The organism is Azonexus hydrophilus (assembly GCF_001956855.1).
Classification (GTDB): Bacteria; Pseudomonadota; Gammaproteobacteria; order Burkholderiales; family Rhodocyclaceae; genus Azonexus; species Azonexus hydrophilus_A.
This window is the reverse complement of sequence record NZ_MTHD01000004.1, coordinates 195120-218325: the sequence shown is the minus strand read 5'-3', so window position 1 is coordinate 218325 and position 23206 is coordinate 195120. Positions and strand designations below refer to the sequence as shown.

Below are 23206 nucleotides of genomic sequence, written 5' to 3'. Positions count from 1 at the left end.
CGACCTGTAAAGCTGGAGACTAGGCCCCGATGATTTGCAGCATGACCGGATATGCAGTGAAAACCCGCGATCTTGAGCGCGGAACGCTGCAATTGGAACTAAAAAGCGTCAATTCCCGCTATCTGGATTTTCATTTTCGCGTTGCAGAGGATCTGCGCGCCATGGAAATTCCTGTCCGCGAACTGCTGGCAGCCCGCTTGTCCCGCGGCAAGATCGAGTGCCGGCTGTCGTTCAATGCCGCGGCGGCCCGCGGCGAGCAACTGAAGATAAATGGCGATTTGCTCAATACCTTGCGTGAACTCGGGACGAAGGTCAGCGAAACGCTGCCGGATGCCGCGCCGCTGTCGGTGAACGAAGTCCTGCGCTGGCCCGGCATGTTCGGCGAACAGGGCATGGATTTCGCAGCGCTCGGACCGGAAGTTCTGGCGCTGGCCCGTGAGGCGCTCGAAGACTTCACGGCGACGCGGGCTCGCGAAGGCGCAAAACTGTCGGCGATGATTACTGATCGCGTCAATGCCATGCGTGGCATCGTGCGCGATGTCGCGCCGCGCATTCCGGAAGTGCAGGCGGCGTTCATGGAAAAACTGCGCCAGCGCCTGCTCGATGCCTTGGGCAATGCCAGCGACGACCGCGTACTGCAGGAAGTGGCGGTGTTCGCCACGCGCATCGACGTGGCCGAAGAGCTGACCCGGCTGAACACGCATCTCGATGAAGTCGAGCGCATTCTCAAGGCCGGCGGCGCCTGCGGCAAACGCCTCGATTTCCTGATGCAGGAACTCAATCGCGAGGCCAATACGCTGGCTTCGAAATCGGCAGTGACCGAAGTGTCACAGGCGGCGATGGAACTGAAGCTGATGATCGAGCAGATGCGCGAGCAGATCCAGAACCTGGAATGAGCGGAGCGGGAAACTGAAGATGTCGGGAAACCTGTATGTTGTCGCCGCGCCTTCCGGTGCCGGCAAAACGACGCTGGTGCGCATGCTGCTGGAGCGTGAGCCGGCGGTGCATCTGTCCATTTCGTTCACCACGCGGGCGCCACGCCCTGGCGAACAGAACGGTCGCGAATATCACTTTGTTGCGGTCGACGCCTTCCGGGGGATGATTTCCCGTGACGAGTTCCTGGAGTGGGCCGAGGTGCATGGCAACTTCTACGGAACTTCGAAAAAATGGATCAGCGACCAGTTGGCGGAAGGTCACGATGTTCTGCTTGAAATCGACTGGCAGGGTGCGCAGCAGGTGAGGAAGCTTTTTCCCGAAGCGATCGGGGTCTTCATCCTGCCGCCATCGATGGATGAACTGACGCGCCGTCTGACCGGTCGCGGCACCGATGCACCGGACGTCATCGAGCGCCGCCTTGCCGCAGCTGAGGCGGAAATGCGCCATGTCGGCGAATTTGACTATGTTATTATTAACGACCAACTGGACCAGGCTCTGGATGACTTGCGTGCAATCGTGCGTTGTTCCCGCCTGAATTTCGGCAAGCAGCGCGGGCAACACCCCGCATTGTTTGCCAAGCTGCTTTGAAGATTTGAAGAGGTTAGAAAATGGCTCGCGTTACCGTCGATGATTGCCTGAAGAGAATTCCGAACCGTTTCCAGATGACCCTGGCTGCCGCCCATCGCGCCCGCCAGATCGCCAATGGCGCGACGCCGCTGGTCGAGGTCGACAAGGACAAGCCGACCGTCATCGCCCTGCGTGAAATGGCGCTCGGCAAGATCGGCGTGGAAGTCCTCAACCGCGGCCAGGCCTGATTGTACGGGGCGGTGAAGCCTGATGGAGCCTGCGCCGTCACTGCCGCCCGCCTACGAGGAAGCCGCTTATCGCGTCTTCCTCGACAGTCTCGATTATCTCGCTCCCGCTGACGTAGAGCGCATCAAGGCGGCCTACGCCTTTGCCGAAAAAGCCCATGCGCACCAGAAGCGCATGTCGGGCGAGCCCTACATCACACATCCCCTCGCTGTTGCCGGCGCCGTCGTCGAATGGTGCATGGATGCCGATGCCGTCTGTGCGGCCTTGTTGCATGACACGATGGAGGATACCGGGGCGACCAAGCAGGAACTCGCCGAAAAATTCGGCAAGGAAGTCGCCGAACTGGTCGACGGACTGTCCAAGCTCGACAAGATGGAATTCGCTTCCTACCAGGAAGCGCAGGCGGAAAATTTCCGCAAGATGCTGATGGCCATGGCGCGCGACCTGCGCGTCGTGCTGATCAAGCTGGCTGATCGCCACCACAACATCCAGACGATGTCGGCGATGCGCGCCGACAAGCGCACCCGCATTGCCCGCGAAACCCTTGAGATCTATGCGCCGATTGCCTTACGCCTGGGTCTGAACAAGCTTTATCGCGAACTCCAGGATACGTCCTTCCGCTTGATCCATCCGCATCGGGCCGAGGTACTGGCCAAGGCCTTGCGCATGGCGACCGGCAACCGCAAGGAGCTGCTCACGCACATCCAGGAAGGCATCTGCGACAAGCTTGCACACGCCGGCCTGACGGCCGAGGTTTTCGGCCGGGAAAAGAGTCTGTACTCGATTTTCCGCAAGATGAAGGACAAGCAACTTTCCTTCTCGCAAGTGCTTGATATCTACGGTTTTCGTGTCGTTGTCGATAACGTGCCCAGTTGCTATCTGGCGCTCGGCGCATTGCACAGCCTGTACAAGCCGGTGCCCGGCAAGTTCAAGGATTACGTGGCGATTCCCAAGGCCAACGGCTATCAGTCGCTGCACACCACGCTGATCGGTCCGTATGGGACGCCGGTCGAGGTGCAGATCCGGACGCGCGACATGCATAACGTCGCCCAGGACGGTGTCGCTTCGCACTGGTTGTACAAGGATGGCAGCGAGAGTGGTGCCGAGTTGCAGATCAAGACGCACAAATGGCTGCAGTCACTGATCGAATCGCAGTCCAGCGATTCCGCGGAGTTCTTCGAAGACGTCAAGATCGACCTCTTCCCGGACGAGGTGTACGTGTTCACGCCCAAGGGCAAGATCATGGCGCTGCCGCAGGGCGCGACCGCGGTCGACTTCGCCTACGCGGTACATACCGATGTCGGCAATCACTGCTCGTCGGCGCGGATCAATCACGAACTGGCACCGCTGCGGACCGAACTGAAGAATGGCGACCTGGTCGAGGTCGTGACCTCACCCGATGCCACGCCGAATCCGGTGTGGCTGTCCTATGTCAAGACCGGTCGGGCGCGCAGCAAGATCCGGCATTTCCTGCGCACGACGCAGAACGAGGAATCGGCACGTCTGGGCGAGCGCCTGCTGCGTCAGGAACTGCTGTCGCTCGGCGTCGTCCCGATCTCGATTCCGGCCTCGGCCTGGGATTCGCTGGTCAAGGCCAGCGGCCAGCACTCCCTTGATGAGGTGTATGCCGACATTGGCTTGGGCAAGCGCCTGCCTTCAGTCGTTGCCCGCCGCCTGCTGGCGCGTGAGGACATGTCGGCGGCAGTGCCGGGCGGCCTGACGCTGGCCATTCACGGCAACGAGGGCATGGCTATCCAGCTGGCGCCCTGTTGCCAGCCGATTCCGGGTGATCCGATCATCGGCTCGATCCGCAAGGGCAGCGGCATGATCATTCATACCCACGATTGCCTGGCCATCAGGAAATCGCGGTCGACCGAGCCGCAGAAGTGGATCGACGTCGAATGGGAGCCGGAAGTCGGCAAGCTGTTCGAACTGCGCATCTGCGTCGAAGTGAAGAACAAGCGGGGCGTGCTGGCGCAGGTTGCCGCGGCCATCTCCGACGCTGGTTCGAATATCGAACATGTGTCGATGGAAGCCGATCCGGAGCGCTTGTTCACGATGCTGCATTTCTCCATCCAGGTCGCCAACCGCAATCATCTGGCCGCGGTAATGCGCGGTATCCGGCATTTGCCGGAAGTCAGCCGCATTTCCCGTGAAAGGGGAGGCGAGGCTTGAAAATCCTCGTGCTCGGTGCGGGTCTTCTGGGCACCAGCAGCGCCTGGTATCTGCGGGCGGCCGGCCACGACGTGACGGTCATCGACCGCCAGCCGGCGGCGGCGCTGGAAACCAGCTTTGCCAATGGCGGCCAGATTTCGGTGTCGCATGCCGAACCCTGGGCCAATCCACACGTCCTGCCGCGTCTGCTGAAATGGCTGGGGCGCCGCGATGCGCCGCTGCTCTGGCATTGGCGCGCCGATCCGGCGCAGTGGGCCTGGGGCCTGCGCTTCCTGCGCGAATGCCTGCCCGGACGGACGCAGGCCAACATTGCCGCCATTCTCGGGCTGGCGCTCTACAGCCGGGAGCGCTTGCAGGTGTTGCGCGCCGAGCTGGGGCTCGAATACGACCAGTTGCAGCGCGGCATCCTGCATATCTATACCGATCATGACGAACTGGCCGCAGCGATGAAGGCGGCGCACCTGATGGCCCGGCACGGGCTGGACCGGGAAATGCTCGATGCCCAGGCCTGCCTGGTCATCGAGCCGGCGCTGGCTGGTGCCGGTTCGCTGCTGGTCGGCGGCGACTACACGGCGTCCGACGAGTCCGGCGATGCCTGCCGCTTCACCCAGGCGCTGGCCGAACGGGCGGCGGCGGCGGGCGTTGTTTTTCGTCATGGCGTACATGTCGACCGCATTGCCACCGGCGGCGGGCGGGTTGCCGGCGTGCTCGTCCATGATGCGGATGGTGCCTCGCTGGAAACGGCGGATGCCTACGTGGTGGCGTTGGGCAGCTACTCGCCATTGTTGCTGCGGCCGCTCGGGCTGTCGTTGCCGATCTGTCCGGCCAAGGGTTACTCGGCGACGCTGACGCTGGCCAACGAAGCTTCGGCGCCCAGCGTCAGCATCACCGACGACGAGCGCAAGCTGGTTTTTTCGCGTCTCGGTAATCGCCTGCGCGTGGCCGGGACGGCGGAGTTCAACGGCTACGACCTGACGCTCGATCCGGTGCGTTGCCAGGCCCTGATCGATCGTACGCAGCAACTCTTTCCCGACCTGCAGATCGTTGGCGAGCCGGAATTCTGGTGTGGACTGCGCCCGGCGACGCCATCGAATGTGCCGGTTATCGGTCGCTCGCGCCTGCCCAATCTCTGGCTGAATACCGGCCACGGCACGCTGGGCTGGACGATGGCCTGCGGTTCCGGTGCGGCGCTGGCCGATCTGGTCGATGGCCGGCGGCCGGCGCCCGAATTTCCCTTCCTGCGCGGATGATCGACACCCACTGCCACCTCGATGCGGCCGAGTTCGACGCCGATCGGGCGGCGGTGCACGCCGCGGCGCTTGCCGCCGGTGTCCGGCAGATCATTGTTCCCGGTGTTGCGGTCGACCACTTTGCCCGGCAGAAAAGCACCGTTGACGCTTACGCCGGCTGTGTCGCGGCCTACGGCATTCACCCCCTGTACGTGATGGACGCCGGCAGCGAGGATGTTGACCGTCTGCAGGACTGGCTGCGCCGCGAACGGCCGCTGGCGGTCGGTGAAATCGGCCTGGATTTCTACGTCGAGGGGCTTGATGTTGCTCGCCAGACCGCCATTTTCGTCGCCCAGCTGAAACTGGCGAAAGCCTTCGATCTGCCGGTGATCCTGCATGTGCGCCGTTCGGTTGACGCCGTGCTGCGTGAACTACGCCGCACGCGCGTCTGCGGTGGCATCGCGCATGCGTTCAACGGCAGCCGGCAGCAGGCCGACGCATTGATCGACCTTGGCTTCAAACTGGGTTTTGGCGGCGCCGCCACCTACAGCGGCTCAAGGCGTATTCGTGAGCTGGCGGCTACCTTGCCGCTGGAGTCCATCGTGCTGGAAACCGACGCACCGGATATCCCGCCGGCCTGGTTGAACCGCGGCCGCAACACGCCGGCCGAGTTGCCGCGCATTGCCACTGAAATCGCCGGCTTGCGCGGGATTCCGCCGGCGGTCCTGATGACCCAGGCAGATGCCAACGCGCAGGTGGTCTTCGGGGTTTTTTGAGTTTTTTTGCGGTCGACCGCAGGGTTTTCAACAAAAGGGGGCAGTGAGCCCCCTTTGTCCGTTCAGGCAGCTGTCAGCAATCCGCGCATCTTCTGCAGCGCCTTGACTTCGATCTGGCGGATGCGTTCTGCCGAGACGTCGAATTCGGCCGCCAGTTCGTGCAGCGTCGATGCATCGCCATCGGCCAGCCAGCGGGCTTCGACGATGCGCCGGCTGCGCGGATCGAGCGCGCCCAGGGCTTCGTGCAGGCCTTCATCGTGCAGGCGGGCTTGCGCCTTGTCTTCCAGCACGCGGGTCGGTTCGTAACGCGAATCGGCCAGGTAGTCGATCGGGGCAAAGGCCTCGTCGCCATCGTCGGGGCTGCCTTCAAGCGCGAGGTCGCGCCCGGACAGGCGGGTTTCCATCTCGATGACTTCTTCCCGCTTGACGCCCAGGCGGGCAGCAACTTCGCCGGCCTGCGTGCCGCTCAGCGTGTCGATGCCTTCGTACGTGGCCTTCTGGCCGCGCAGGTTGAAGAACAGCTTGCGCTGGGCCTTGGTCGTCGCGACTTTGACCAGGCGCCAGTTCTTCAGGATGTACTCGTGAATCTCGGCCTTGATCCAGTGCATCGCGAACGACACCAGACGCACGCCGCGCGTTGGATCGAAGCGCTTGACGGCTTTCATCAGGCCGATGTTGCCTTCCTGGATCAGGTCGGCGTGTGGCAGTCCGTAGCCGAGGTAGCCACGGGCGATGGAGATGACGAGTCGCAGATGCGAGAGCACGAGCTCGCGCGCCGCGTCCACATCGCCGTCATTGTGGAAACGCTCGGCCAGCCGGATTTCCTCCGCCTCGGACAGCATCGGATAACGGTTCGCCACCTGGATGTAGGCGTCGATGTTGCCGATTGCAGAGGGTACGGGAAGCGCCAGGGCATGGGTCATAGCGTAAAATCCTCCTTCATCTGATGAATCTATTTTAGCACTCGTTGCATGAGAGTGCTAAGTATGCAAGCGAGTTTCCCGACGGTGTGTAACAAATTTCAACCGATCGATTGCGCATGAGCGAAACCCTGCTGCCAGGGCGCGGTTATCGTGGCCGTTTTGCCCCGTCGCCGACTGGACCGCTGCACTTCGGTTCGCTGATCGCGGCGGTCGCGAGTTTCCTTGACGCCCGGGTACACGGCGGCGAATGGCTGGTACGCATGGAGGATGTGGATACGCCGCGCAACGTTCCCGGGGCAGCCGACGACATCCTGCGCACGCTGGAGGCGTTTGGCTTTGAATGGGATGGCATGGTCGTCCATCAGAGTCAGCGTCTGGGCGCCTATGAAGAAGTGCTGGAAGGCCTGAAATCGGTCGGCCTGGTTTATCCCTGTGCCTGTTCGCGCAAGGACATCGCCGCCTTGACGACGCGCCAGGCGGTCGATGGTGGCCTGGTTTATCCCGGGCGTTGCCGCAGCGGGTTGTTGCTGGGAGAAACGGCACGGGCCTGGCGCCTGCGGGTCGATGATCGCGAAATCGCTTTTGACGACCGCTTGCAGGGCCGTCAGGTTCAGCATCTGGCGGATGATGTCGGTGACTTCGTGCTGCGCCGGGCCGATGGCCTGTTTGCCTATCAGCTGGCGGTTATCGTCGACGATCATTTCCAGGAAATCACCGACGTTGTCCGCGGCGCCGACCTGCTCGCCTCGACGCCGCGCCAGATCTGGCTGCAGCGCTGCCTCGGCTATGCCACGCCGCGCTATGCGCACCTGCCGGTGGCGACCAATCCTGCTGGCGAAAAATGGTCGAAGCAGACCCTGGCGCCGGCATTGCCGGCTGCTCAGGCGGCCAGTGAAATCGTCCGGGCGCTGGCTTTCCTGGGGCAGCCGGTGACGCCGGAACTGGCGGGCGCGAGCGTGCGCGAGGTGTGGGCATGGGCGCTGGCGAACTGGTCGTTTGCCGCCATTCCCCGTTGTCCTGCGCTCAGCGCTCCGGCGGTTCCGGGCTGACGCCTTCCTTGTTGCGCCAGTGCCGGTCGCCGTAGCCGGCGAGGCCGACGAGAAGGCGGACGAGGCCATAACTCAACCAGCGCAGGAAGCGCGAATGCCAGGGGAGTCGGGCTATGTCTTCGGGCAGCATCTCGCGGCTGTCGGCACGCATGGCATCGTGCAGGCTGGCGCGCAGTTCGCCGGCAAAAACCGTGTCGCGGACGATCAGGTTGGCCTCCTTGGCCAGCAGCAGGCTGAACGGATCGATGTTGGACGAACCGACAGTCGCCCATTCGCTGTCGATGACGGCAACCTTGGCGTGCAGGAAGCTGGTTTCGTATTCGAAGATGCGCATGCCGGCCTTCAGCCCGGCTGCGTACAGTGTCTGGGCGGCGTAGCGCATCAGCGGATGGTCGGTTTTTCCCTGCAGCAGGATGGTGATGCGGACGCCGCGCCGGGCTGCCGCATAGAGCGCCCGGGCGAAGCGGATGCCGGGGAGGAAGTAGGCGTTGGCGATGAGGATTTCTTCGCGGGCACTGCCGATTGCGCTCAGGTAGGCGTGCAGGATGTCGTTGCGGTGGCGGATGTTGTCGCGGATCAGGAAAGCGGCCTGCTGCTCACCCGCCGGCTCGCAACAGGGGTGGACGATCGGTGTCAGGCGGAAGCGGCGTTTGAAGTTGACCCAGGTGACGATTTCCCACATGCGCCGCGCAGCATGGTGGATCTGGCTGAGCACCGGGCCCTCGACGCGCACGGCGTAGTCGTAGCGCGGACACATGTCGGCCGGCGCATTGTTGTCGTCGACGATATTGATGCCGCCGACGAAAGCGATGCGCCCGTCGATGACGACAAGCTTGCGATGCAGGCGCCGCAGGCGGTGGCGCTGAAAGTGAAAGCGGCTGATTTCCGGGCGGTAGAACAGCGAGCGCACGCCGGCCTCGGCCAGGCGGGGGCGAAAGTCTTCGGCGAAATTGCGGGCGCCAAAACCGTCGACCGTAACATTCACCGTGACCCCGCGTCGCGCCGCCGCGCATAGCGCCGAGGCGACTTCGTGGCCCACGGGGTCGTCGGCGAAGATGTAGCTTTCCAGGTAGATTTCCTCGCGCGCTTCGGCCAGCGCGGCGAGCAGCGCAGGAAAATATTCGCGCCCGGAGTTGAGCAGCGTCAGCCGGTTGCCGGGGAGAAACTCAGCGCTCATGCCTCGTCAGGTAGGCTGAAAGTGCCGCGTGATCGGAAATGGCCGACCACGGCGGGCCGTGATGCACTGCCGTATTGCGCACGGTGAAGCCGCGCACGTAGATGCGGTCGAGCCGAAACATCGGCATCGCCGCCGGAAAGCTGCGCACCGGGCGGCCGCCGACCGCCTGGGAAAAGACTTCCTGCAGGTGCAGGCGACGGGCCAGATGGGCGCAGGCATGGCTGCGCCAGTCGTTGAAGTCGCCGGCGACGATCAGCGGTGCGGTCGGATCGTCCAGCCCGTCGAGGTAGTCGGCCAGCGCGTCCACCTGGCGCCGGCGCGAATGGCCGAACAGCGACAGGTGCACGCACACGCAGTGCGCCGGCGGCCCATGCGGCAGTTCGATCCGGCAGTGCAGCATGCCGCGCTTCTCGAACTGCAGGTGGGTGACATCCTGGTTGTGCGTGTGCAGGATCGGAAAGCGCGACAGGATCGCGTTACCGTGGTGGCCGTGGTCGTAGATCATGTTGCGACCGTAGGCCGACTGCCAGATGTCCTCGGCGAGGAATTCGTGCTGGGCGCTGGCCGGCCAGTTGCAGTGTTTTTCAGCATGGCCGAGGTGCAGGCCCTGCACCTCCTGCAGGAAGACGATGTCAGGGTTGAGGCTGCGCAGCCGCTCGCGCAGCTCATGCACCATCATCCGCCGGTTGAACTGCGAGAAGCCCTTGTGGATGTTGTAGGTGGCGATGTGCAGCTCGGGCTGGCTCATGGCGCGGCGTTCAGGAGATTGCCAGCATGCGGTCGAGCGCCAGGCGGGCAAATTTGACTTCGTGTTCGGGCACCTTGATCTGGTTGACGACCTTGCCGTCGACCAGGTTTTCCAGTGTCCAGGCGAGGTGTTGAGGATCGATGCGCTGCATCGTCGAGCACATGCAGATGGTGGTCGCCATGAACTGGACGATCTTGTCCTGTGGCAGCACTTCCTTGGCCAGACGGTCGACCAGGTTCAGTTCGGTGCCGACCAGCCAGCGCGTACCGGCCGGCGCTTCCTTGATCGTCTTGACGATGTGCTCGGTCGAGCCGACGTAATCGGACGCGGCGCAGACCTCGAAATTGCACTCGGGGTGAGCGATCACTTTGCCTTCTGGGTACTTGGCGCGGAAAGCGTCGATGTGCGACTTCTGGAACATCTGGTGCACCGAGCAGTGGCCCTTCCACAGCAGGATTTTTGCCTTTTTGATCTGGTCGACCGTAAGACCGCCCATTTCGAGGTCCGGGTCCCAGACGACCATTTCGTCCATCGGGAAACCCATCTGGTGGCCGGTCCACCGGCCGAGGTGCTGGTCGGGGAAGAACAGCACCTTGGGTCGCTGGTCGAATGCCCACTTGGCGATGGTGCCGGCGTTCGACGACGTGCACACGATGCCGCCGTGTTCACCGCAGAAGGCCTTCAGGTCGGCCGCCGAATTGATGTAGGTGACCGGCGTGACTTCACTCTCGACATCGAGCACGCTGCCCAGCTCGCGCCAGCAGCGCTCGACCTTGGCCAGATTGGCCATGTCGGCCATCGAACAGCCGGCGGCGAGGTCGGGCAGGATGGCGATCTGGTTCGGCGCGGTCATGATGTCGGCGACTTCGGCCATGAAATGCACACCGCAGAAGATGACGTATTCGGAATCGGTCTGCGCGGCGAGCTTGGACAGTTTCAGCGAATCGCCGGTCAGGTCGGCGTGCTGGTAGACGTCGGCGCGCTGGTAGTGGTGACCGAGGATCACGGCGCGCTTGCCGAGCTTGGCACGGGCGGCGCGGATACGCTCCTGACAGGCGTCGTCGGAAAGTTTGTTGAACGGATCGAAGGAGATGGTCGCGGTTTGCATGCTGTTTCCGGTGAATCGCGCGGTCGACGCGCCAAAGAGGCAAAAAAAGGGCGGGCGAATTATCCCTGATGCCAGGGCAATCCGGCACGTCGCCAGCCACCGACAGTGTTGCGGTGGCCGCTGGCGTCCTTGTCGCCCTCGAAACCTTCAAGGATGTTGTAGCAGTTGTTGTAGCCGTTTTCGCTGGCCACTGTCGCCGCGCCGATCGAGCGGACGCCGCTGCGGCAGACGAACATCACCAGCGACTCGGGGTCGACCTGGCGCTTCAGTTCGGCGAGGAAGTTCGGGTTGCGCACGCCGCCCGGGTACTGGTTCCATTCGATTTCGACGGCGCCGGGGATGCGGCCGACCCAATCCCATTCCGCACGCGTGCGGACGTCGACCAGTTTTGCGCCGGGCGCTGCCTGCAGCAGCTCGAAGGCTTCGCGCGGGGTCAGTTCGCCCTGATAGGCGCGTTCCAGTCCCTCGGCGCGGACCTTGGCAATGTCGAGTATTTCTCTGAGTTTTCCCATGATGGTTCGCTGCTAAAATCGAGGGCTACAGTATAGGACAGAGTACATGAGAGACGGTCATTCAACGCCGCCGGCTGCCGTCGCAGACCGTGCCGGTGAGGCACAGAAGGCGACCTGGGTCAGCGTTGCCGTCAATCTTGTGCTGACGCTCGCGCAGCTGATCGTCGGCTGGCTGGCGCACTCGCAGTCGCTGATCGCCCATGGCCTGCACTCGTTCTCCGACCTGCTGTCAGACTTCCTCGTCATCTGGGCGACCCGGCAGAGCTCGGTGCCGGCGGACCGGGCACACCCCTACGGCCATGCCCGGGTCGAAACGGCGGCGACGCTGGTGCTGGGTGTTTCGTTGTTGTTGATCGGCGCCGGCATTCTCTGGGATTCCGGCATGCGCCTGCAGGCACAGGCAGTCCTGCCTGGGGTCGAGATGAGCGCCTTCTGGATCGCCGTGCTGACGGTGGTTGCCAAGGAAGGCTTGTACCGTTACCTGATCCACGTTGCGAAAAAACTGCGTTCCCAGCTGTTGACCGCAAATGCGCTGCATACCCGGGCCGATGCCGCGTCGGCGCTGGTCGTCGTGGTCGGCATCGGCGGCGCGCTGCTCGGCTGGGGCGTTCTCGATCTGCTGGCAGCGGCGCTGATGGGTTTCATGATTCTGCGCATGGGCGCCGGGCTGGCCTGGGATGCGATCAAGGAACTGGTCGATACCGGGCTGGATGAAACCCAGGTTGAGGCCATCCGTGCCACGCTGCGGTCCACGCCCGGCGTGCTCGGTTTGCACGAACTGCGTACCCGGCGCATGGCGCATCAGGTGCTGGCCGATGCGCATGTCCAGGTCAATCCGCGGATCAGCGTCTCCGAAGGACACCGGATTGCCGAGTCGGCGCGGGCCCGCGTCCTGCGCGAGCATCCGGAGGTGCTTGATGTGCTCGTCCATGTCGATCCGGAAGACGACCTCGAGCCGGATCTGGCGGCGATGAAATTGCCCGGACGTGAGACGCTGATGCCCTTGATCGAGCCGCTGATCGCCGATCTGCCTGCGCCGGAGAAGGTTGTCCTGCACTACCTGGCTGGGCAGGTCGAAATCGACCTTTATTTTGCGCAGTCCTGTTTTGCCGGCACCGACTCGCTGCATGCGGTGGAGGAGCGCCTGGCATCGCGTCTGCAGGCTGTGCCGATGGTGCGTGTGCTGCGCCTCAATTGCACATCGGCACCATAATGGTGCCATCGTTTATTCTGCGCACTGTCGTGGTGCAAATGTTTTCTTGCGTGCGCCGGCAGGCCCTTGTGGCACAATGTAAATCTGCTTGAACGAGCCTTGGCATGCTTTCTGCTAAATTTGGTTCGCTGAGATTTTTTGAATGTCGCCGGCTTCACCGGCAGGCTGTTTTCTTAGGAGACTAACGCGTATGGCAACCCCGCAAGACGTGATCAACATGATCAAGGAAAACGACGCCAAGTTCGTCGATTTCCGTTTTACCGATACCCGTGGCAAGGAACAGCACGTGACCGTGCCGGTTTCCGCCTTCGATGAAGACAAGTTCGAAAACGGTCACGCCTTTGACGGTTCCTCGATTGCTGGCTGGAAGGGTATCCAGGCTTCCGACATGCAACTGAATCCGGATCCGGCGACCGCCTACATCGATCCGTTCTTCGACGAAACCACCGTCGTCCTGACCTGTGACGTCGTTGATCCGGCCGACGGCCGTGGCTACGACCGCGACCCGCGCTCGATCGCCAAGCGTGCCGAAGCCTATCTGAAGGCATCCGGTATCGGCGACACCGCCTACTTCGGTCCGGAACCCGAATTCTTCATCTTCGACGGCGTCGAGTGGAATGTCGACATGTCCGGCTGCTCCCTGAAGATCCATTCCGCAGAAGCGGCCTGGACCTCCGGTGAGAAGAATGAAGGCAACGGCGCCAGCGGCCATCGTCCGGGCGTCAAGGGCGGCTACTTCCCGGTTCCGCCGGTCGACAGCCTGCACGACATCCGTTCGGCCATGGTCCTGACCCTGGAATCCCTGGGCGTGCCGGTCGAAGTGCATCACCACGAAGTGGCCAATGCCGGCCAGTGCGAAATCGGTACCGTGTTCTCGACCCTGGTCAAGCGCGCCGACTGGACCCAGATCCTGAAGTACGTGGTGCACAACGTTGCCCACCAGTACGGCAAGACCGCCACCTTCATGCCGAAGCCGATCGTTGGCGACAACGGTTCGGGCATGCACGTGCACCAGTCGATCTGGAAGGACGGCAAGAACCTGTTCGCCGGTGACCAGTACGCTGGCCTGTCGGAAACCGCCCTGTTCTACATCGGCGGCATCATCAAGCACGCCAAGGCCCTGAACGCGATCACCAATCCGGGTACCAACTCGTACAAGCGTCTGGTCCCGCACTACGAAGCGCCGGTCAAGCTGGCTTACTCGGCCAAGAACCGTTCGGCTTCGATCCGTATCCCGTTCGTTGCCTCGACCAAGGCCCGTCGTATCGAAACCCGCTTCCCGGATCCGATCGCCAATCCGTACCTGTGCTTCGCCGCGCTGCTGATGGCTGGTCTGGACGGTATCCAGAACAAGATCCACCCGGGCGATCCGGCTGACAAGAACCTGTACGACCTGCCGCCGGAAGAGGATGCAAAGATCCCGACCGTCTGCGCGTCGCTCGAGGAAGCCCTGGAAAACCTGGACAAGGATCGCGAGTTCCTGACCCGTGGTGGCGTCTTCTCCAACGACTGGATCGATGCCTTCATCGCTCTGAAGATGGACGAAGTGAACAAGATCCGCATGACCACCCACCCGGTGGAATTCGATCTGTACTACAGCTGCTAAGCCTTGCGGCCAGTGAAAAAGGGCGGGGTTTTCCCCGCCCTTTTTTTGTGCACTTTCTGGCGAGTGCAGCGTTTACTCCGGTAAACTGAAACGCTGACGAGGAACCATGACAATGACACGTAGCCTGCTTGCCCTGCTCTGCGCACTTGCTCCGCTGACGCTTGCTGCCCAGACCATCTACAAATGTACCGATGCCGGTGGTGGCGTACTGATTTCGAACAGTCGCCTGAACAAGAACTGCCAGGCGATTGTCAGCGAAGAACAGAACTCGGTGCCGGCACCGCGAGCCCCGGCAGCCAGGGCTTCGGCCAATCCGACGCCGGCCGGCTTCCCGCGTGTGCAGGAAGATACGCAGAAGGCGCGGGATTCCGATCGCCGCCACATCCTTGAGCAGGAACTGGCTGGTGAACAGCGCAAGCTTGATCAGGCACGCAAGGAGTTGAGCGATCAGGAAGCGGTGCGCGGCACCATCGGCGGTGCCGAGCGCACGGCACCCTATCGCGACCGGGTTGCCCAGCACGAGCGCAACCTGCAGGCGATTCAGAAGGAACTGAGCAACCTGCGCTAGGCGGCGGGTTTGCCGACCTTGTACCAGGCGGCGTACAGCGCCGGCAGGAAGAACAGGGTCAGGGCGGTGGCGACGATGAGCCCGCCCATGATGGCGATGGCCATCGGTCCGAAGAAGTCGTTACGCGACAGCGGGATCATCGCCAGAACGGCTGCGGCGGCGGTCAGGACGATCGGCCGCAGGCGGCGTACCGTCGATTCGACAATGGCTTCGACACGTGCTTTGCCGGCAGCCAGATCCTGCTCGATCTGATCGACCAGGATGACGGCGTTGCGCATGATCATGCCGAACAGTGCAATGGTTCCGAGCAGGGCCATGAAGCCGAAGGGCTTGTTGAACAGCAGCAGGAACAGCACGATGCCGATGATGCCGAGCGGCGCCGTCAGCAGCACCATGACCACCCGCGAGACGCTTTGCAGCTGGATCATCAGGATGGTGACGACGGCCAGCAGGAACAGTGGAATGCCAGCCATCACCGAGCCGGCACCCTTGCCGGATTCCTCGACCGAACCGCCGACGGCGATGCGATAGCCTGTTGGCAGTCCGGCCTGCAAGGCTTCGATGCCGGGTTTCAGTGCGTCGGTGACGGTTGCCGGCTGGGTTTCTCCGTACAGGTTGGCGCGCACGGTGATTGTCGGTACGCGGTCGCGGCGCCAGATCAGGCCGGGCTCGAAGACGGGTTCAAGGCGGGCGACCTGGCTGAGCGGGACGCTTTTGCCGCTTTTCGTCGGCAGCATCAGGTCGGCGAGGGCGGACAGGCGGGCGCGTTCATCGCCACTGCCGCGCAGCACGATATCGATGCTCTTGCTGCCTTCGCGCAGGTTGCTGACGGTATGGCCCTGCAGCGACATGCCCAGCAGGGTGGCGATGTCCTGGCTGGAGATGCCGAGCAGTCGGGCCTTGTCTTGGTCGATTTCGATGGCGACGGACTTCGACAGTTCGTGCCAGTCGAAATTGACGTTGGACAAGCGGCTGTCGCTGCGCATTAGCGCCGCCACTGCGTCGGCAGTCCGTCGCAAGGCGTTGACGTCTTCGCCCGAGACCCGGTACTGGACCGGGTAGCCAACCGGTGGCCCGCTTTCGATACGGGCAACGTGGGCGCGTACCCCGTCCGGGGCATTTTTGTAATATTCGATCAGTCGACCGCGCAATGCTTCGCGGGCTTCGATATTTCTGGTTTCGATGATGAACTGGCCGACATTGGTTGAAGGCAATTGCTGATCCAGGCTGAGGAAGTAGCGCGGCGCGCCGCTGCCGATCCAGGTGATGTAGTGCGTGAAATCGTCGTGCCCGGCACGGTCGGCTTCCAGCCAGCGCTCAAGTGTCCTGACAGCGCGCTCGGTGGCCGGCAGCGAGGCGCCTTCCTGCAGGCGCAGTTCGACGTTGAGTTCGAGCCGGGTTGAATTCGGGAAGAACTGTTTCTGCACCTTGCTCATGCCGACGATGGAAAGCGCGAACAAGGCCAGCGTGCAGCCGATGGCCAGCCAGCGATGGGTCACGCAGAAGCCGACCATGCGCCGGAAGCGCTGGTAGAACGGCGTGCCGTAAACATCGTGATCTTCCGCCTGGGTCGGGCCGTAGGCGCCGAGACGCAGCGCCAGCCGGTCGAGGCGCGGCCAGCGGCGGGCCAGTTTTCCCGGGTTGTGCGTTGCCCGTGGGTCCGGCAGCAATTTGTAGCCGAGCCACGGAATGGCAATGACGGCGGCCAGCCAGGAGATGATCAGCGCGATGGCGTTGATCTGGAAGAAGGCGAAGGCGTATTCACCGGTGGACGACTTGGCCAGTGCGATCGGGATGAAGCCGGCGACGGTCACCAGCGTACCGGATAACATCGGGCCGGCGGTGCTGGTGAAGGCGAATGAGGCGGCGCGGGTGCGTTCCCAGCCCTGTTCCATCTTCACCCACATCATCTCGACGGCAATGATCGCGTCGTCGACCAGTAGGCCGAGTGCCAGTACCAGTGCGCCAAGCGAGACCTTGTGCAGGCCGACGTCGAGAGCGTCCATGGCCAGGAAGGTGGCCGCCAGCACCAGCGGGATCGAAATTGCGACGACCAGGCCGGTACGCAGGCCGAGGCTGATGAAGGTGACGGCCAGGACGACGATGACGGCTTCGGCCAGGGCCTTGACGAAAGCATCGATCGATCGCGTCACGGCGGCTGGCTGGCTGACGGCTTCCTGAATTTCGACACCGACCGGCAGGTTCTTGCGGATTTCTCCCAGGCGTTTTTCGAGGGCTTTGCCGAGCGCGATGACGTCGCCCCCCGGGGCCATGGCAACGCCGATGGCCAGGCCGGGCTGGCCGCCGAAGCGTACGCGGGTGCCCGGCGGATCGCTGATGCCGCGGCGCACGGTGGCGATGTCGCCGAGCCGGAAGCTGCGGCCGTTGGCGCGAATCAGGGTGTCCGCCACCGCCTGCTCGCCGTTGAATGCACCGCCTGGACGGATCTGGATGCGTTCGTCGTGCATTTCGAAAAAACCGGCGCCGGCAACGGCGTTCTGCTGCGCCAGTGCCTGGGTGATCGTGTTGATGTCGATGCCCAGCGTGGCCAGCTTGGCGTTGGCCAGTTCGACGAAAATCTTTTCGTCCTGGATGCCGAATATCTCCACCTTGCCGACATCGCGCACATGCAGCAGTTCGTCGCGGATACGCTCGGCCTGGTCCTTGAGCAGTGGATCGCTGAGGCCTTCTCCGGTCAACGCGAAGATATTGCCGAAAACGTCGCCGAATTCGTCGTTGAAAAACGGCCCCTGGATGCCGCCGGGCAAGGTGTGGCGGATGTCGCCGATCTTCTTGCGCACCTGGTAGAAAACCTCGGGCATCTGCTTCGAGCGGACGGTTTCCCGGGTAAAGAACATCACCGTCGATTCGCCGGCACGCGAATAGCTGCTGATGCGGTCGAGATAAGGTAATTCCTGCAGTTTTTTCTCGATGCGGTCGGTCAGTTGCTGCTCGACCTGCTGCGCCGTGGCGCCCGGCCACAGCGTGCGGATGACCATGACCTTGAAGGTGAATGGCGGGTCTTCGGCCTGGCCGAGTCGACCGTAGGCAATGATACCCATCAGGGCGATGGCGAACATGAAGTAGCCGACCAGCGTGCGGTGATGCAGCGTCCAGTCCGACAGGTTGAAGCGCTGGCTCATGTCAGTGCTGGCTGGCCGGGGCTGGGGCGGCCCTGGCGATCACTGACTGGCCTGCGCTCAGGCGCGAAATGCCGGCAACAACGACGGACTCGCCGGCTTGCAGGCCTTCGCTGATGGTTGCGCCGTCTTCACGAAAGGCCTCGACGCGCACGCGCCGCTGTTCCAGTTTGCCGTCGCGGACAACCCAGACAAAAGGTCCGTTACCCTGGTCGCCGACGGCTGACAGCGGTACCAGCATGGACGGGCTGGCAGGTTGGTCGAGGATGACGCGGGCCGTCATGCCGAGCCGGACCTGAGGGGGCGGATCGATCAGGCGGATGCGTGCCGGGTAGGTGCGGGTCTGGCTATCGGCAACCGCGCCCAGTTCGCGCAATTCACCGGCAACGACGGTTTTCGGGTCGGCCCACAGGTTGACCGCAAAATTCTTCGCTTTCCTGATTTCTTCGACCCGGCTTTCCGGAACGGCAATCAGGACTTCCTTTTCTTCCGGCCGGGCGATCCGGAATACCGGTTGTCCCGCTGCCACCACCTGGCCGGCATCGGCCAGCACGGCGCTGACGACGGCCGGATATTCGGCGCTCAGCGTGCCGTAGGCGACCTGGTTGCCGCTGATCCGGCTTTGCGCTCGCGCCTGCTCGTGTCTTGCCAGTGCTGCATTCAGTGCGTGCTGGCGGCTGTCGAAAGCGGCCTGGCTGACGAATTTCTTTGCCAGCAGGCCGGTGTAGCGCTCCAGCTCGGCACGGCTCGTCGCCACTTCGCTTTCGGCTGCTGCCAGTTGGGCGGCGGCGGCACCGGAGGCCAGCTGGAGGTCGTTCGGGTCGAGCCGGGCCAGGGGTTGGCCGGCACGGATTTCGCTACCGGTATCCGCCAGGCGCGCCGCAATTTTCCCGCCGACGCGGAAAGCAAGCTCCACTTCGTGTCTGGCGCGCACCTCGCCGGTGAACAGCGTGCCCGCTGACGGTGCGGGTGTGGCAATATGCACCAGAACTGTGCGTGATAATTCCTCTGCCGGCGGCGGTGGATTGCACGCGGCCAGCCAGGGCAGGGTGGCGATCAACAGCGTCGGCAGTACGCGATGGGCAGAGGACATGGGATGACGGCAAAAGGAGTGTCTGGATGATAATGAACAGTCGGTCATTAACGCAAGCGGCGTTGCAAATGCCCGGTCGCGCGCAATGAATGTAACCCACGCCAACTTTGCCGGCCTGGACCTGCTGGCCTCCGCTGTATTGCTCATTGATGACGGTCAATGCATCCGCTATCTCAATCCGGCCGGCGAGAATTTGCTGGCGGTGAGCAGTCGCAGCGTGATCGGTCGGCGGCTCGGCGATGTCTGCAAATGTTCGTCGACGCTGCAGTCGGCCATCGACAACGGCCTGCACAACAACTGGGGCTATACCGGGCAGAACATTTCGCTTGGCCGTGCCGACGGTGAGACCCTGCACCTGAACTGCACGGTGACACCGTTGCGCCCGGAAATCGCTGCCGGCATGCGCCTGCTGCTCGAACTGCAGCCGATCGATCACCACCTGGCGGCGACGCGCGAAGAGCGCCTGCTGGAACAGCAGCAAGCCAATCGCGAACTGATCCGCAACCTCGCCCACGAAATCAAGAATCCGCTCGGCGGCATCCGCGGCGCTGCGCAATTGCTCGAGCACGAACTGGGCAATCCTTCACTGAAAGAATATACCCAGGTCATCATCAAGGAGGCCGACCGCCTGCAGGACCTGATGCAGCGATTGCTGACGCCGCACCGTGCGATGCTGCCGGCGACGGTGAATATCCACGAGATTCTCGAACGGGTACGCAGCCTGCTGACGGCAGAGTTCTCCGAGGGCCTGCGGGTGCGCCGCGATTACGATACCAGCCTGCCGGAACTGGTCGGCGACCGCGAACAACTGATCCAGGCGGTGCTGAACATTGCCCGCAATGCGGCCCAGGCCATGGCCGGGCAGGGCGAGATCGTCCTGCGCACGCGGGCCCTGCGCCAGGTGACGCTGGCCAAGAAGCGCTATCGCTTGGCGATGGAGATCAAGGTCATCGACAACGGCCCTGGCATCCCCGAGGACATCCGCGAGCGCATGTTCTATCCGCTGGTGTCCGGCCGCGAGGGTGGGAACGGGCTGGGGCTGACCATTGCCCAGAACTTCATCCAGCATCATCAGGGCAGCATCGACTGCCACAGCCGCCCCGGACAGACGGTGTTTACGCTGCGTCTGCCTGTTGAGCCGGCCTGAGTCTTGCTTGACGGATCGGGACATGCAGATAGATAGAGGCAGGAAAATATGAAACCGGTATGGATTGTTGACGACGATCGTTCGATACGCTGGGTGCTGGAAAAGACCTTGTCACGCGAGGGTATCCCGTTCGAGAGTTTCGCTTCGGCGAGCGAAGCGATCAGCAGCCTGGAAGGTGGCTGCGAGCCGCCGCAGGTTCTGCTGTCGGACATCCGCATGCCCGGCCAGTCCGGTCTCGAACTGCTGCAGGAAGTGAAGACCCGCCACCCGACGGTGCCGGTGATCATCATGACCGCTTACTCCGATCTGGAGAGTGCCGTTGCCGCCTTTCAGGGTGGGGCATTCGAGTACCTGCCGAAGCCGTTCGACGTCGATCAGGCGCTGGAGTTGATTCGTCGCGCTATTGACGAGTCGATGCACCAGAGTGGTGCGGCGGAGGAAGAGGGGCTGGTGCCGGAGATTCTTGGTCAGGCGCCGGCGATGCAGGAAGTGTTTCGTGCCATTGGCCGTCTGGCGCTGTCGCACGCGACGGTGCTGATCACCGGCGAATCCGGTTCCGGCAAGGAGCTGGTGGCGCGCGCCCTGCACCGGCACAGCCCGCGCTCGGAGCGGCCCTTCGTCGCCATCAACACCGCGGCGATTCCGAAGGACCTGCTTGAATCCGAACTCTTCGGCCACGAGCGCGGTGCCTTCACCGGTGCCCAGGCGCAGCGGCGCGGGCGTTTCGAGCAGGCCGAGGGCGGCACGCTGTTCCTCGACGAAATCGGCGACATGCCGTCGGAACTGCAGACCCGCTTGCTGCGCGTGCTGTCCGACGGTCACTTCTACCGGGTCGGCGGGCATTCGCCGATCAAGGCCAACGTCCGCGTCATTGCGGCGACGCACCAGAACCTGGAAAGCCGGGTCAAGGACGGCCTGTTCCGCGAGGATCTCTTTCATCGCCTCAACGTCATCCGCATCCGCCTGCCGTCGCTGCGCGAGCGGCGCGAGGATGTGCCGCTGCTGACCCGTCATTTCCTGCAGAAAAGTGCGCGCGAACTGGGTGTCGAACCCAAGCGCCTGTCGGAAGCAGCGCTCAAGTATCTGTGCGGGCTGGATTTTCAGGGCAACGTCCGGCAACTGGAGAATCTCTGCCACTGGCTGACGGTGATGGCGCCCGGTCAGCAGGTCGAGATTGGCGACCTGCCGAGCGAGCTTCGCGAAGCACCGCCGCAGTTGCTGGCGGGCGACTGGGAAAAGGCGCTGGAGGGGGAAGTGGATCGCCTGCTGGCACGCGGCGTACCCGATGTGCATGGATTGCTGTCGCAGGGCTTCGAGCGCATCCTGATTTCGCGTGCGCTGGCGCATACCGGCGGTCGGCGCATCGAAGCCGCTCAGGCGCTGGGTATCGGCCGCAACACCATCACGCGGAAAATCGCTGATCTCGGGATCGACGGCGGCAAGGAGGCGGCGGGAGAGTAGAATCTCTCCATGCCCCTGATAGACCCTGTCTTGCTCAAGACCCGGCTGGGAACCCTGGCCGGGCGTTTCGATGTGGATGCCCTCGAGGCTTGTGACTCGACCAGCAGTGAGTTGCTGCGCCGGGCGGATCTTGGCGCGCCTGCCGGGACCGTGGTGGTTGCCGACAGCCAGCATGCCGGACGGGGTCGCCGCGGTCGGCAATGGTCGTCGTCGGCCGGTGCCAGCCTGACCTTTTCCCTGCTGTGGCGGAGCGCTGGCAGCGCGGCGGCGCTGGGCGGTCTGTCGCTGGCCGTCGGTACCGCCGTTGCGCAAGCGCTGGAGTCCCTCGGTGCCGAAGGCGTCCGGCTGAAATGGCCGAATGATGTGTTGCTCGAATCCGGCGGCGAGTTTGCCAAGCTGGCCGGCATCCTGATCGAACTGGCCGGCGACCGGCGCAGTACTCAGGTGTGCATCGGCATCGGCCTCAACCTGCAGCAACCTGTTGGTGAATTTCCCCAGCCGGTGGCCGGGCTGGCGCAGGCAATGCCGGCCCCGGTCGAGCGCCATGCGGTACTGGCGGCGATGCTGGTGGCGCTGATCCGCGTGCTCGACCGTTTTGCGGTCGACGGCTTCGCCGGCCTGAAAAGCGAATGGGAAGCGCGGAACGCCTGGCAGGACCGCCAGGTGTGCCTGCTTGCCGACGGCGAGCCGACGCGTTACGGCATCTGTCGCGGCGTCGATGGCGACGGTGCCCTGCTGCTGGAAACCGCCACCGGCATCGAGCGCGTTCTGGCCGGTGATCTCAGCCTGCGTGCCGCATGATTCTGTGCATCGACAGCGGCAACAGCCGCATCAAATACGGTTTGTGGAAGGATGACGGCTGGCTGGCGAGCGGGGCCTTCGCCCACGCCGAAAGTGCCGAACTGGGACGGCTGGCGGAATCCTGGCCGCTGCCGGAGCGCATCATGCTGGCCAACGTCGCCGGCCCGCAGGCGGAAGCGCGGATTCGCCAGGGACTGGCGGACTGGTCAGCACGTCTCGAGGTCGTGCACAGTTCGGTCGCGGCCTGTGGCGTCGTCAATCATTACCGTAATCCCGGTCGCCTCGGGGTCGATCGCTGGTGTGCCCTGATCGGCGCACGCAGTCTTGTCCCCGGTGCCTTGCTGGTGGTCATGGCGGGGACTGCGACGACCATCGATACACTGGATGCCGCCGGTAATTTTCTCGGTGGCTTCATCCTGCCGGGCCAGCATCTGATGCTCTCGGCGCTGGCCCGCGACACCGCCGGCCTGCCTTTTGCCGACGGCCATCACGCCATCTGGCCGCAAGCGACCGAAGATGCCATCGTCAGTGGCGCTATCGAGGCGCAGGTCGGGGCGATCGAACGGGCCTGGGCCCGTCTGCCTGACGGCAAGCGTCATTGCCTGCTATCCGGGGGCAACGCCGCACTGCTCGCCCAGCATCTTGTCATACCCGCCTCGCAGGCGGACAATCTACCTCTGCTCGGGCTGAAGGAAATGGCCCGGGAAACCCGCAGAGAAACCTGACCCACC

At 63.4% G+C, this 23206-nt stretch carries 21 protein-coding genes; 14 read left to right on the top strand and 7 right to left on the bottom strand.

Features of this window, described 5'->3' with window-relative positions:
* Nucleotides 1-29 precede the first annotated feature (29 nt).
* The 6 genes from BJN45_RS12330 to BJN45_RS12305 are packed head-to-tail and all read left to right on the top strand — an operon-like array spanning nucleotide 30 to nucleotide 5929.
* Nucleotides 30-896: a YicC/YloC family endoribonuclease gene (locus tag BJN45_RS12330; RefSeq protein ID WP_076095652.1), complete on the top strand. Its 867-nt coding sequence runs from the start codon at nucleotides 30-32 to the stop codon at nucleotides 894-896.
* 19 nt (nucleotides 897-915) lie between these two features.
* A complete protein-coding gene (gene gmk / locus BJN45_RS12325) occupies nucleotides 916-1524 on the top strand; it encodes a guanylate kinase (RefSeq protein ID WP_076095650.1) in 609 nt (202 codons plus the stop codon).
* A gap of 20 nt (nucleotides 1525-1544) precedes the next feature.
* Nucleotides 1545-1751, top strand: coding sequence for a DNA-directed RNA polymerase subunit omega (gene rpoZ / locus BJN45_RS12320; protein WP_076095648.1), 207 nt, complete (start codon nucleotides 1545-1547; stop codon nucleotides 1749-1751).
* A gap of 22 nt (nucleotides 1752-1773) precedes the next feature.
* Entirely contained in the window at nucleotides 1774-3924 is a 2151-nt protein-coding gene (locus BJN45_RS12315) for a RelA/SpoT family protein (protein ID WP_076095646.1), read from the top strand.
* Complete coding sequence (locus BJN45_RS12310; protein WP_076095644.1) at nucleotides 3921-5174, top strand: D-amino acid dehydrogenase; 1254 nt, start codon at nucleotides 3921-3923, stop codon at nucleotides 5172-5174. Before BJN45_RS12315 ends, BJN45_RS12310 begins: the two co-directional genes overlap by 4 nt.
* Nucleotides 5171-5929 carry a TatD family hydrolase gene (locus BJN45_RS12305; RefSeq protein ID WP_076095642.1) on the top strand — a complete coding sequence of 253 codons (759 nt, stop codon included), beginning with the start codon at nucleotides 5171-5173 and terminating at the stop codon, nucleotides 5927-5929. The genes BJN45_RS12310 and BJN45_RS12305 overlap by 4 nt, the downstream gene beginning before the upstream one ends.
* Before the next feature lie 62 nt (nucleotides 5930-5991).
* Here BJN45_RS12305 and rpoH read toward each other — a convergent pair whose 3' ends face one another.
* Complete coding sequence (gene rpoH / locus BJN45_RS12300; protein WP_076095640.1) at nucleotides 5992-6852, bottom strand: RNA polymerase sigma factor RpoH; 861 nt, start codon at nucleotides 6850-6852, stop codon at nucleotides 5992-5994.
* Between the two features lie 116 nt (nucleotides 6853-6968).
* Between rpoH and gluQRS the strand changes: the two genes are divergently transcribed.
* Nucleotides 6969-7901 (top strand): tRNA glutamyl-Q(34) synthetase GluQRS, encoded by a 933-nt coding sequence (gene gluQRS / locus BJN45_RS12295; RefSeq protein ID WP_076095637.1) that lies wholly within the window; start codon nucleotides 6969-6971, stop codon nucleotides 7899-7901.
* Here the strand turns inward: gluQRS and clsB are convergent.
* The 4 genes from clsB to BJN45_RS12275 are packed head-to-tail and all read right to left on the bottom strand — an operon-like array spanning nucleotide 7876 to nucleotide 11446.
* The gene (gene clsB, locus BJN45_RS12290; protein WP_076095635.1) at nucleotides 7876-9078 is read right to left on the bottom strand and encodes a cardiolipin synthase ClsB; all 1203 of its coding nucleotides are present in this window, start codon (nucleotides 9076-9078) and stop codon (nucleotides 7876-7878) included. The two genes, gluQRS and clsB, sit on opposite strands and share 26 nt — an antisense overlap.
* The gene (locus tag BJN45_RS12285; RefSeq protein WP_076095633.1) at nucleotides 9068-9826 is read right to left on the bottom strand and encodes an endonuclease/exonuclease/phosphatase family protein; all 759 of its coding nucleotides are present in this window, start codon (nucleotides 9824-9826) and stop codon (nucleotides 9068-9070) included. Before BJN45_RS12285 ends, clsB begins: the two co-directional genes overlap by 11 nt.
* A 10-nt stretch (nucleotides 9827-9836) precedes the next feature.
* Entirely contained in the window at nucleotides 9837-10934 is a 1098-nt protein-coding gene (nadA, locus tag BJN45_RS12280; RefSeq protein WP_076095631.1) for a quinolinate synthase NadA, read from the bottom strand.
* Between the two features lie 59 nt (nucleotides 10935-10993).
* The gene (locus BJN45_RS12275; protein WP_076095630.1) at nucleotides 10994-11446 is read right to left on the bottom strand and encodes a rhodanese-like domain-containing protein; all 453 of its coding nucleotides are present in this window, start codon (nucleotides 11444-11446) and stop codon (nucleotides 10994-10996) included.
* A 46-nt stretch (nucleotides 11447-11492) separates the two neighbouring features.
* On the opposite strand from BJN45_RS12275, the gene BJN45_RS12270 reads away from it, so the two are divergent.
* The 3 genes from BJN45_RS12270 (at nucleotide 11493) to BJN45_RS12260 (ending at nucleotide 14833) form a co-directional block, all read left to right on the top strand.
* Entirely contained in the window at nucleotides 11493-12659 is a 1167-nt protein-coding gene (locus tag BJN45_RS12270) for a cation diffusion facilitator family transporter (protein WP_076095628.1), read from the top strand.
* Between the two features lie 190 nt (nucleotides 12660-12849).
* On the top strand, nucleotides 12850-14265 hold the full coding sequence (gene glnA / locus BJN45_RS12265; protein WP_076095626.1) for a type I glutamate--ammonia ligase: 1416 nt from the start codon (nucleotides 12850-12852) through the stop codon (nucleotides 14263-14265).
* Nucleotides 14266-14371: 106 nt separating this feature from the next.
* Nucleotides 14372-14833: a DUF4124 domain-containing protein gene (locus BJN45_RS12260; RefSeq protein ID WP_076095624.1), complete on the top strand. Its 462-nt coding sequence runs from the start codon at nucleotides 14372-14374 to the stop codon at nucleotides 14831-14833.
* On the opposite strand, the gene BJN45_RS12255 is transcribed toward BJN45_RS12260, so the two are convergent.
* Together BJN45_RS12255 and BJN45_RS12250 are read right to left on the bottom strand one after the other, a co-directional pair.
* Nucleotides 14830-17976, bottom strand: a complete 3147-nt coding sequence (locus tag BJN45_RS12255) for an efflux RND transporter permease subunit (protein ID WP_076095622.1) — start codon at nucleotides 17974-17976, stop codon at nucleotides 14830-14832. The two genes, BJN45_RS12260 and BJN45_RS12255, sit on opposite strands and share 4 nt — an antisense overlap.
* A gap of 1 nt (nucleotide 17977) precedes the next feature.
* Nucleotides 17978-19066 carry an efflux RND transporter periplasmic adaptor subunit gene (locus BJN45_RS12250; protein ID WP_076095620.1) on the bottom strand — a complete coding sequence of 363 codons (1089 nt, stop codon included), beginning with the start codon at nucleotides 19064-19066 and terminating at the stop codon, nucleotides 17978-17980.
* 85 nt (nucleotides 19067-19151) lie between these two features.
* Here BJN45_RS12250 and glnL point away from each other — a divergent pair, with 85 nt between their 5' ends.
* Genes glnL through BJN45_RS12230 form a run of 4 tightly spaced genes read left to right on the top strand, consistent with a single transcriptional unit; the run spans nucleotide 19152 to nucleotide 23200 of the window.
* On the top strand, nucleotides 19152-20213 hold the full coding sequence (glnL, locus tag BJN45_RS12245) for a nitrogen regulation protein NR(II) (RefSeq protein ID WP_076095618.1): 1062 nt from the start codon (nucleotides 19152-19154) through the stop codon (nucleotides 20211-20213).
* Between the two features lie 48 nt (nucleotides 20214-20261).
* The gene (gene ntrC / locus BJN45_RS12240) at nucleotides 20262-21674 is read left to right on the top strand and encodes a nitrogen regulation protein NR(I) (RefSeq protein ID WP_076095616.1); all 1413 of its coding nucleotides are present in this window, start codon (nucleotides 20262-20264) and stop codon (nucleotides 21672-21674) included.
* A 9-nt stretch (nucleotides 21675-21683) separates the two neighbouring features.
* A complete protein-coding gene (locus BJN45_RS12235; protein ID WP_076095614.1) occupies nucleotides 21684-22475 on the top strand; it encodes a biotin--[acetyl-CoA-carboxylase] ligase in 792 nt (263 codons plus the stop codon).
* A complete protein-coding gene (locus tag BJN45_RS12230; protein WP_076095613.1) occupies nucleotides 22472-23200 on the top strand; it encodes a type III pantothenate kinase in 729 nt (242 codons plus the stop codon). The genes BJN45_RS12235 and BJN45_RS12230 overlap by 4 nt, the downstream gene beginning before the upstream one ends.
* The last annotated feature ends 6 nt before the right edge of the window (nucleotides 23201-23206 follow it).

Excerpts from the sequence above, each read along its gene's own strand:
- BJN45_RS12305 (WP_076095642.1), top strand. The coding sequence starts at position 5,171 with ATGATCGACACCCACTGCCACCTCGATGCGGCCGAGTTCGACGCCGAT.
- BJN45_RS12250 (WP_076095620.1), bottom strand. The coding sequence starts at position 19,066 with ATGTCCTCTGCCCATCGCGTACTGCCGACGCTGTTGATCGCCACCCTG.
- rpoZ (WP_076095648.1), top strand. The coding sequence starts at position 1,545 with ATGGCTCGCGTTACCGTCGATGATTGCCTGAAGAGAATTCCGAACCGT.
- glnA (WP_076095626.1), top strand. The coding sequence starts at position 12,850 with ATGGCAACCCCGCAAGACGTGATCAACATGATCAAGGAAAACGACGCC.
- BJN45_RS12260 (WP_076095624.1), top strand. The coding sequence starts at position 14,372 with ATGACAATGACACGTAGCCTGCTTGCCCTGCTCTGCGCACTTGCTCCG.
- glnL (WP_076095618.1), top strand. The coding sequence starts at position 19,152 with ATGAATGTAACCCACGCCAACTTTGCCGGCCTGGACCTGCTGGCCTCC.
- gluQRS (WP_076095637.1), top strand. The coding sequence starts at position 6,969 with ATGAGCGAAACCCTGCTGCCAGGGCGCGGTTATCGTGGCCGTTTTGCC.
- BJN45_RS12275 (WP_076095630.1), bottom strand. The coding sequence starts at position 11,446 with ATGGGAAAACTCAGAGAAATACTCGACATTGCCAAGGTCCGCGCCGAG.
- BJN45_RS12330 (WP_076095652.1), top strand. The coding sequence starts at position 30 with ATGATTTGCAGCATGACCGGATATGCAGTGAAAACCCGCGATCTTGAG.
- BJN45_RS12270 (WP_076095628.1), top strand. The coding sequence starts at position 11,493 with ATGAGAGACGGTCATTCAACGCCGCCGGCTGCCGTCGCAGACCGTGCC.
- BJN45_RS12235 (WP_076095614.1), top strand. The coding sequence starts at position 21,684 with ATGCCCCTGATAGACCCTGTCTTGCTCAAGACCCGGCTGGGAACCCTG.
- rpoH (WP_076095640.1), bottom strand. The coding sequence starts at position 6,852 with ATGACCCATGCCCTGGCGCTTCCCGTACCCTCTGCAATCGGCAACATC.
- ntrC (WP_076095616.1), top strand. The coding sequence starts at position 20,262 with ATGAAACCGGTATGGATTGTTGACGACGATCGTTCGATACGCTGGGTG.
- nadA (WP_076095631.1), bottom strand. The coding sequence starts at position 10,934 with ATGCAAACCGCGACCATCTCCTTCGATCCGTTCAACAAACTTTCCGAC.
- BJN45_RS12315 (WP_076095646.1), top strand. The coding sequence starts at position 1,774 with ATGGAGCCTGCGCCGTCACTGCCGCCCGCCTACGAGGAAGCCGCTTAT.
- gmk (WP_076095650.1), top strand. The coding sequence starts at position 916 with ATGTCGGGAAACCTGTATGTTGTCGCCGCGCCTTCCGGTGCCGGCAAA.
- clsB (WP_076095635.1), bottom strand. The coding sequence starts at position 9,078 with ATGAGCGCTGAGTTTCTCCCCGGCAACCGGCTGACGCTGCTCAACTCC.
- BJN45_RS12285 (WP_076095633.1), bottom strand. The coding sequence starts at position 9,826 with ATGAGCCAGCCCGAGCTGCACATCGCCACCTACAACATCCACAAGGGC.
- BJN45_RS12230 (WP_076095613.1), top strand. The coding sequence starts at position 22,472 with ATGATTCTGTGCATCGACAGCGGCAACAGCCGCATCAAATACGGTTTG.
- BJN45_RS12255 (WP_076095622.1), bottom strand. The coding sequence starts at position 17,976 with ATGAGCCAGCGCTTCAACCTGTCGGACTGGACGCTGCATCACCGCACG.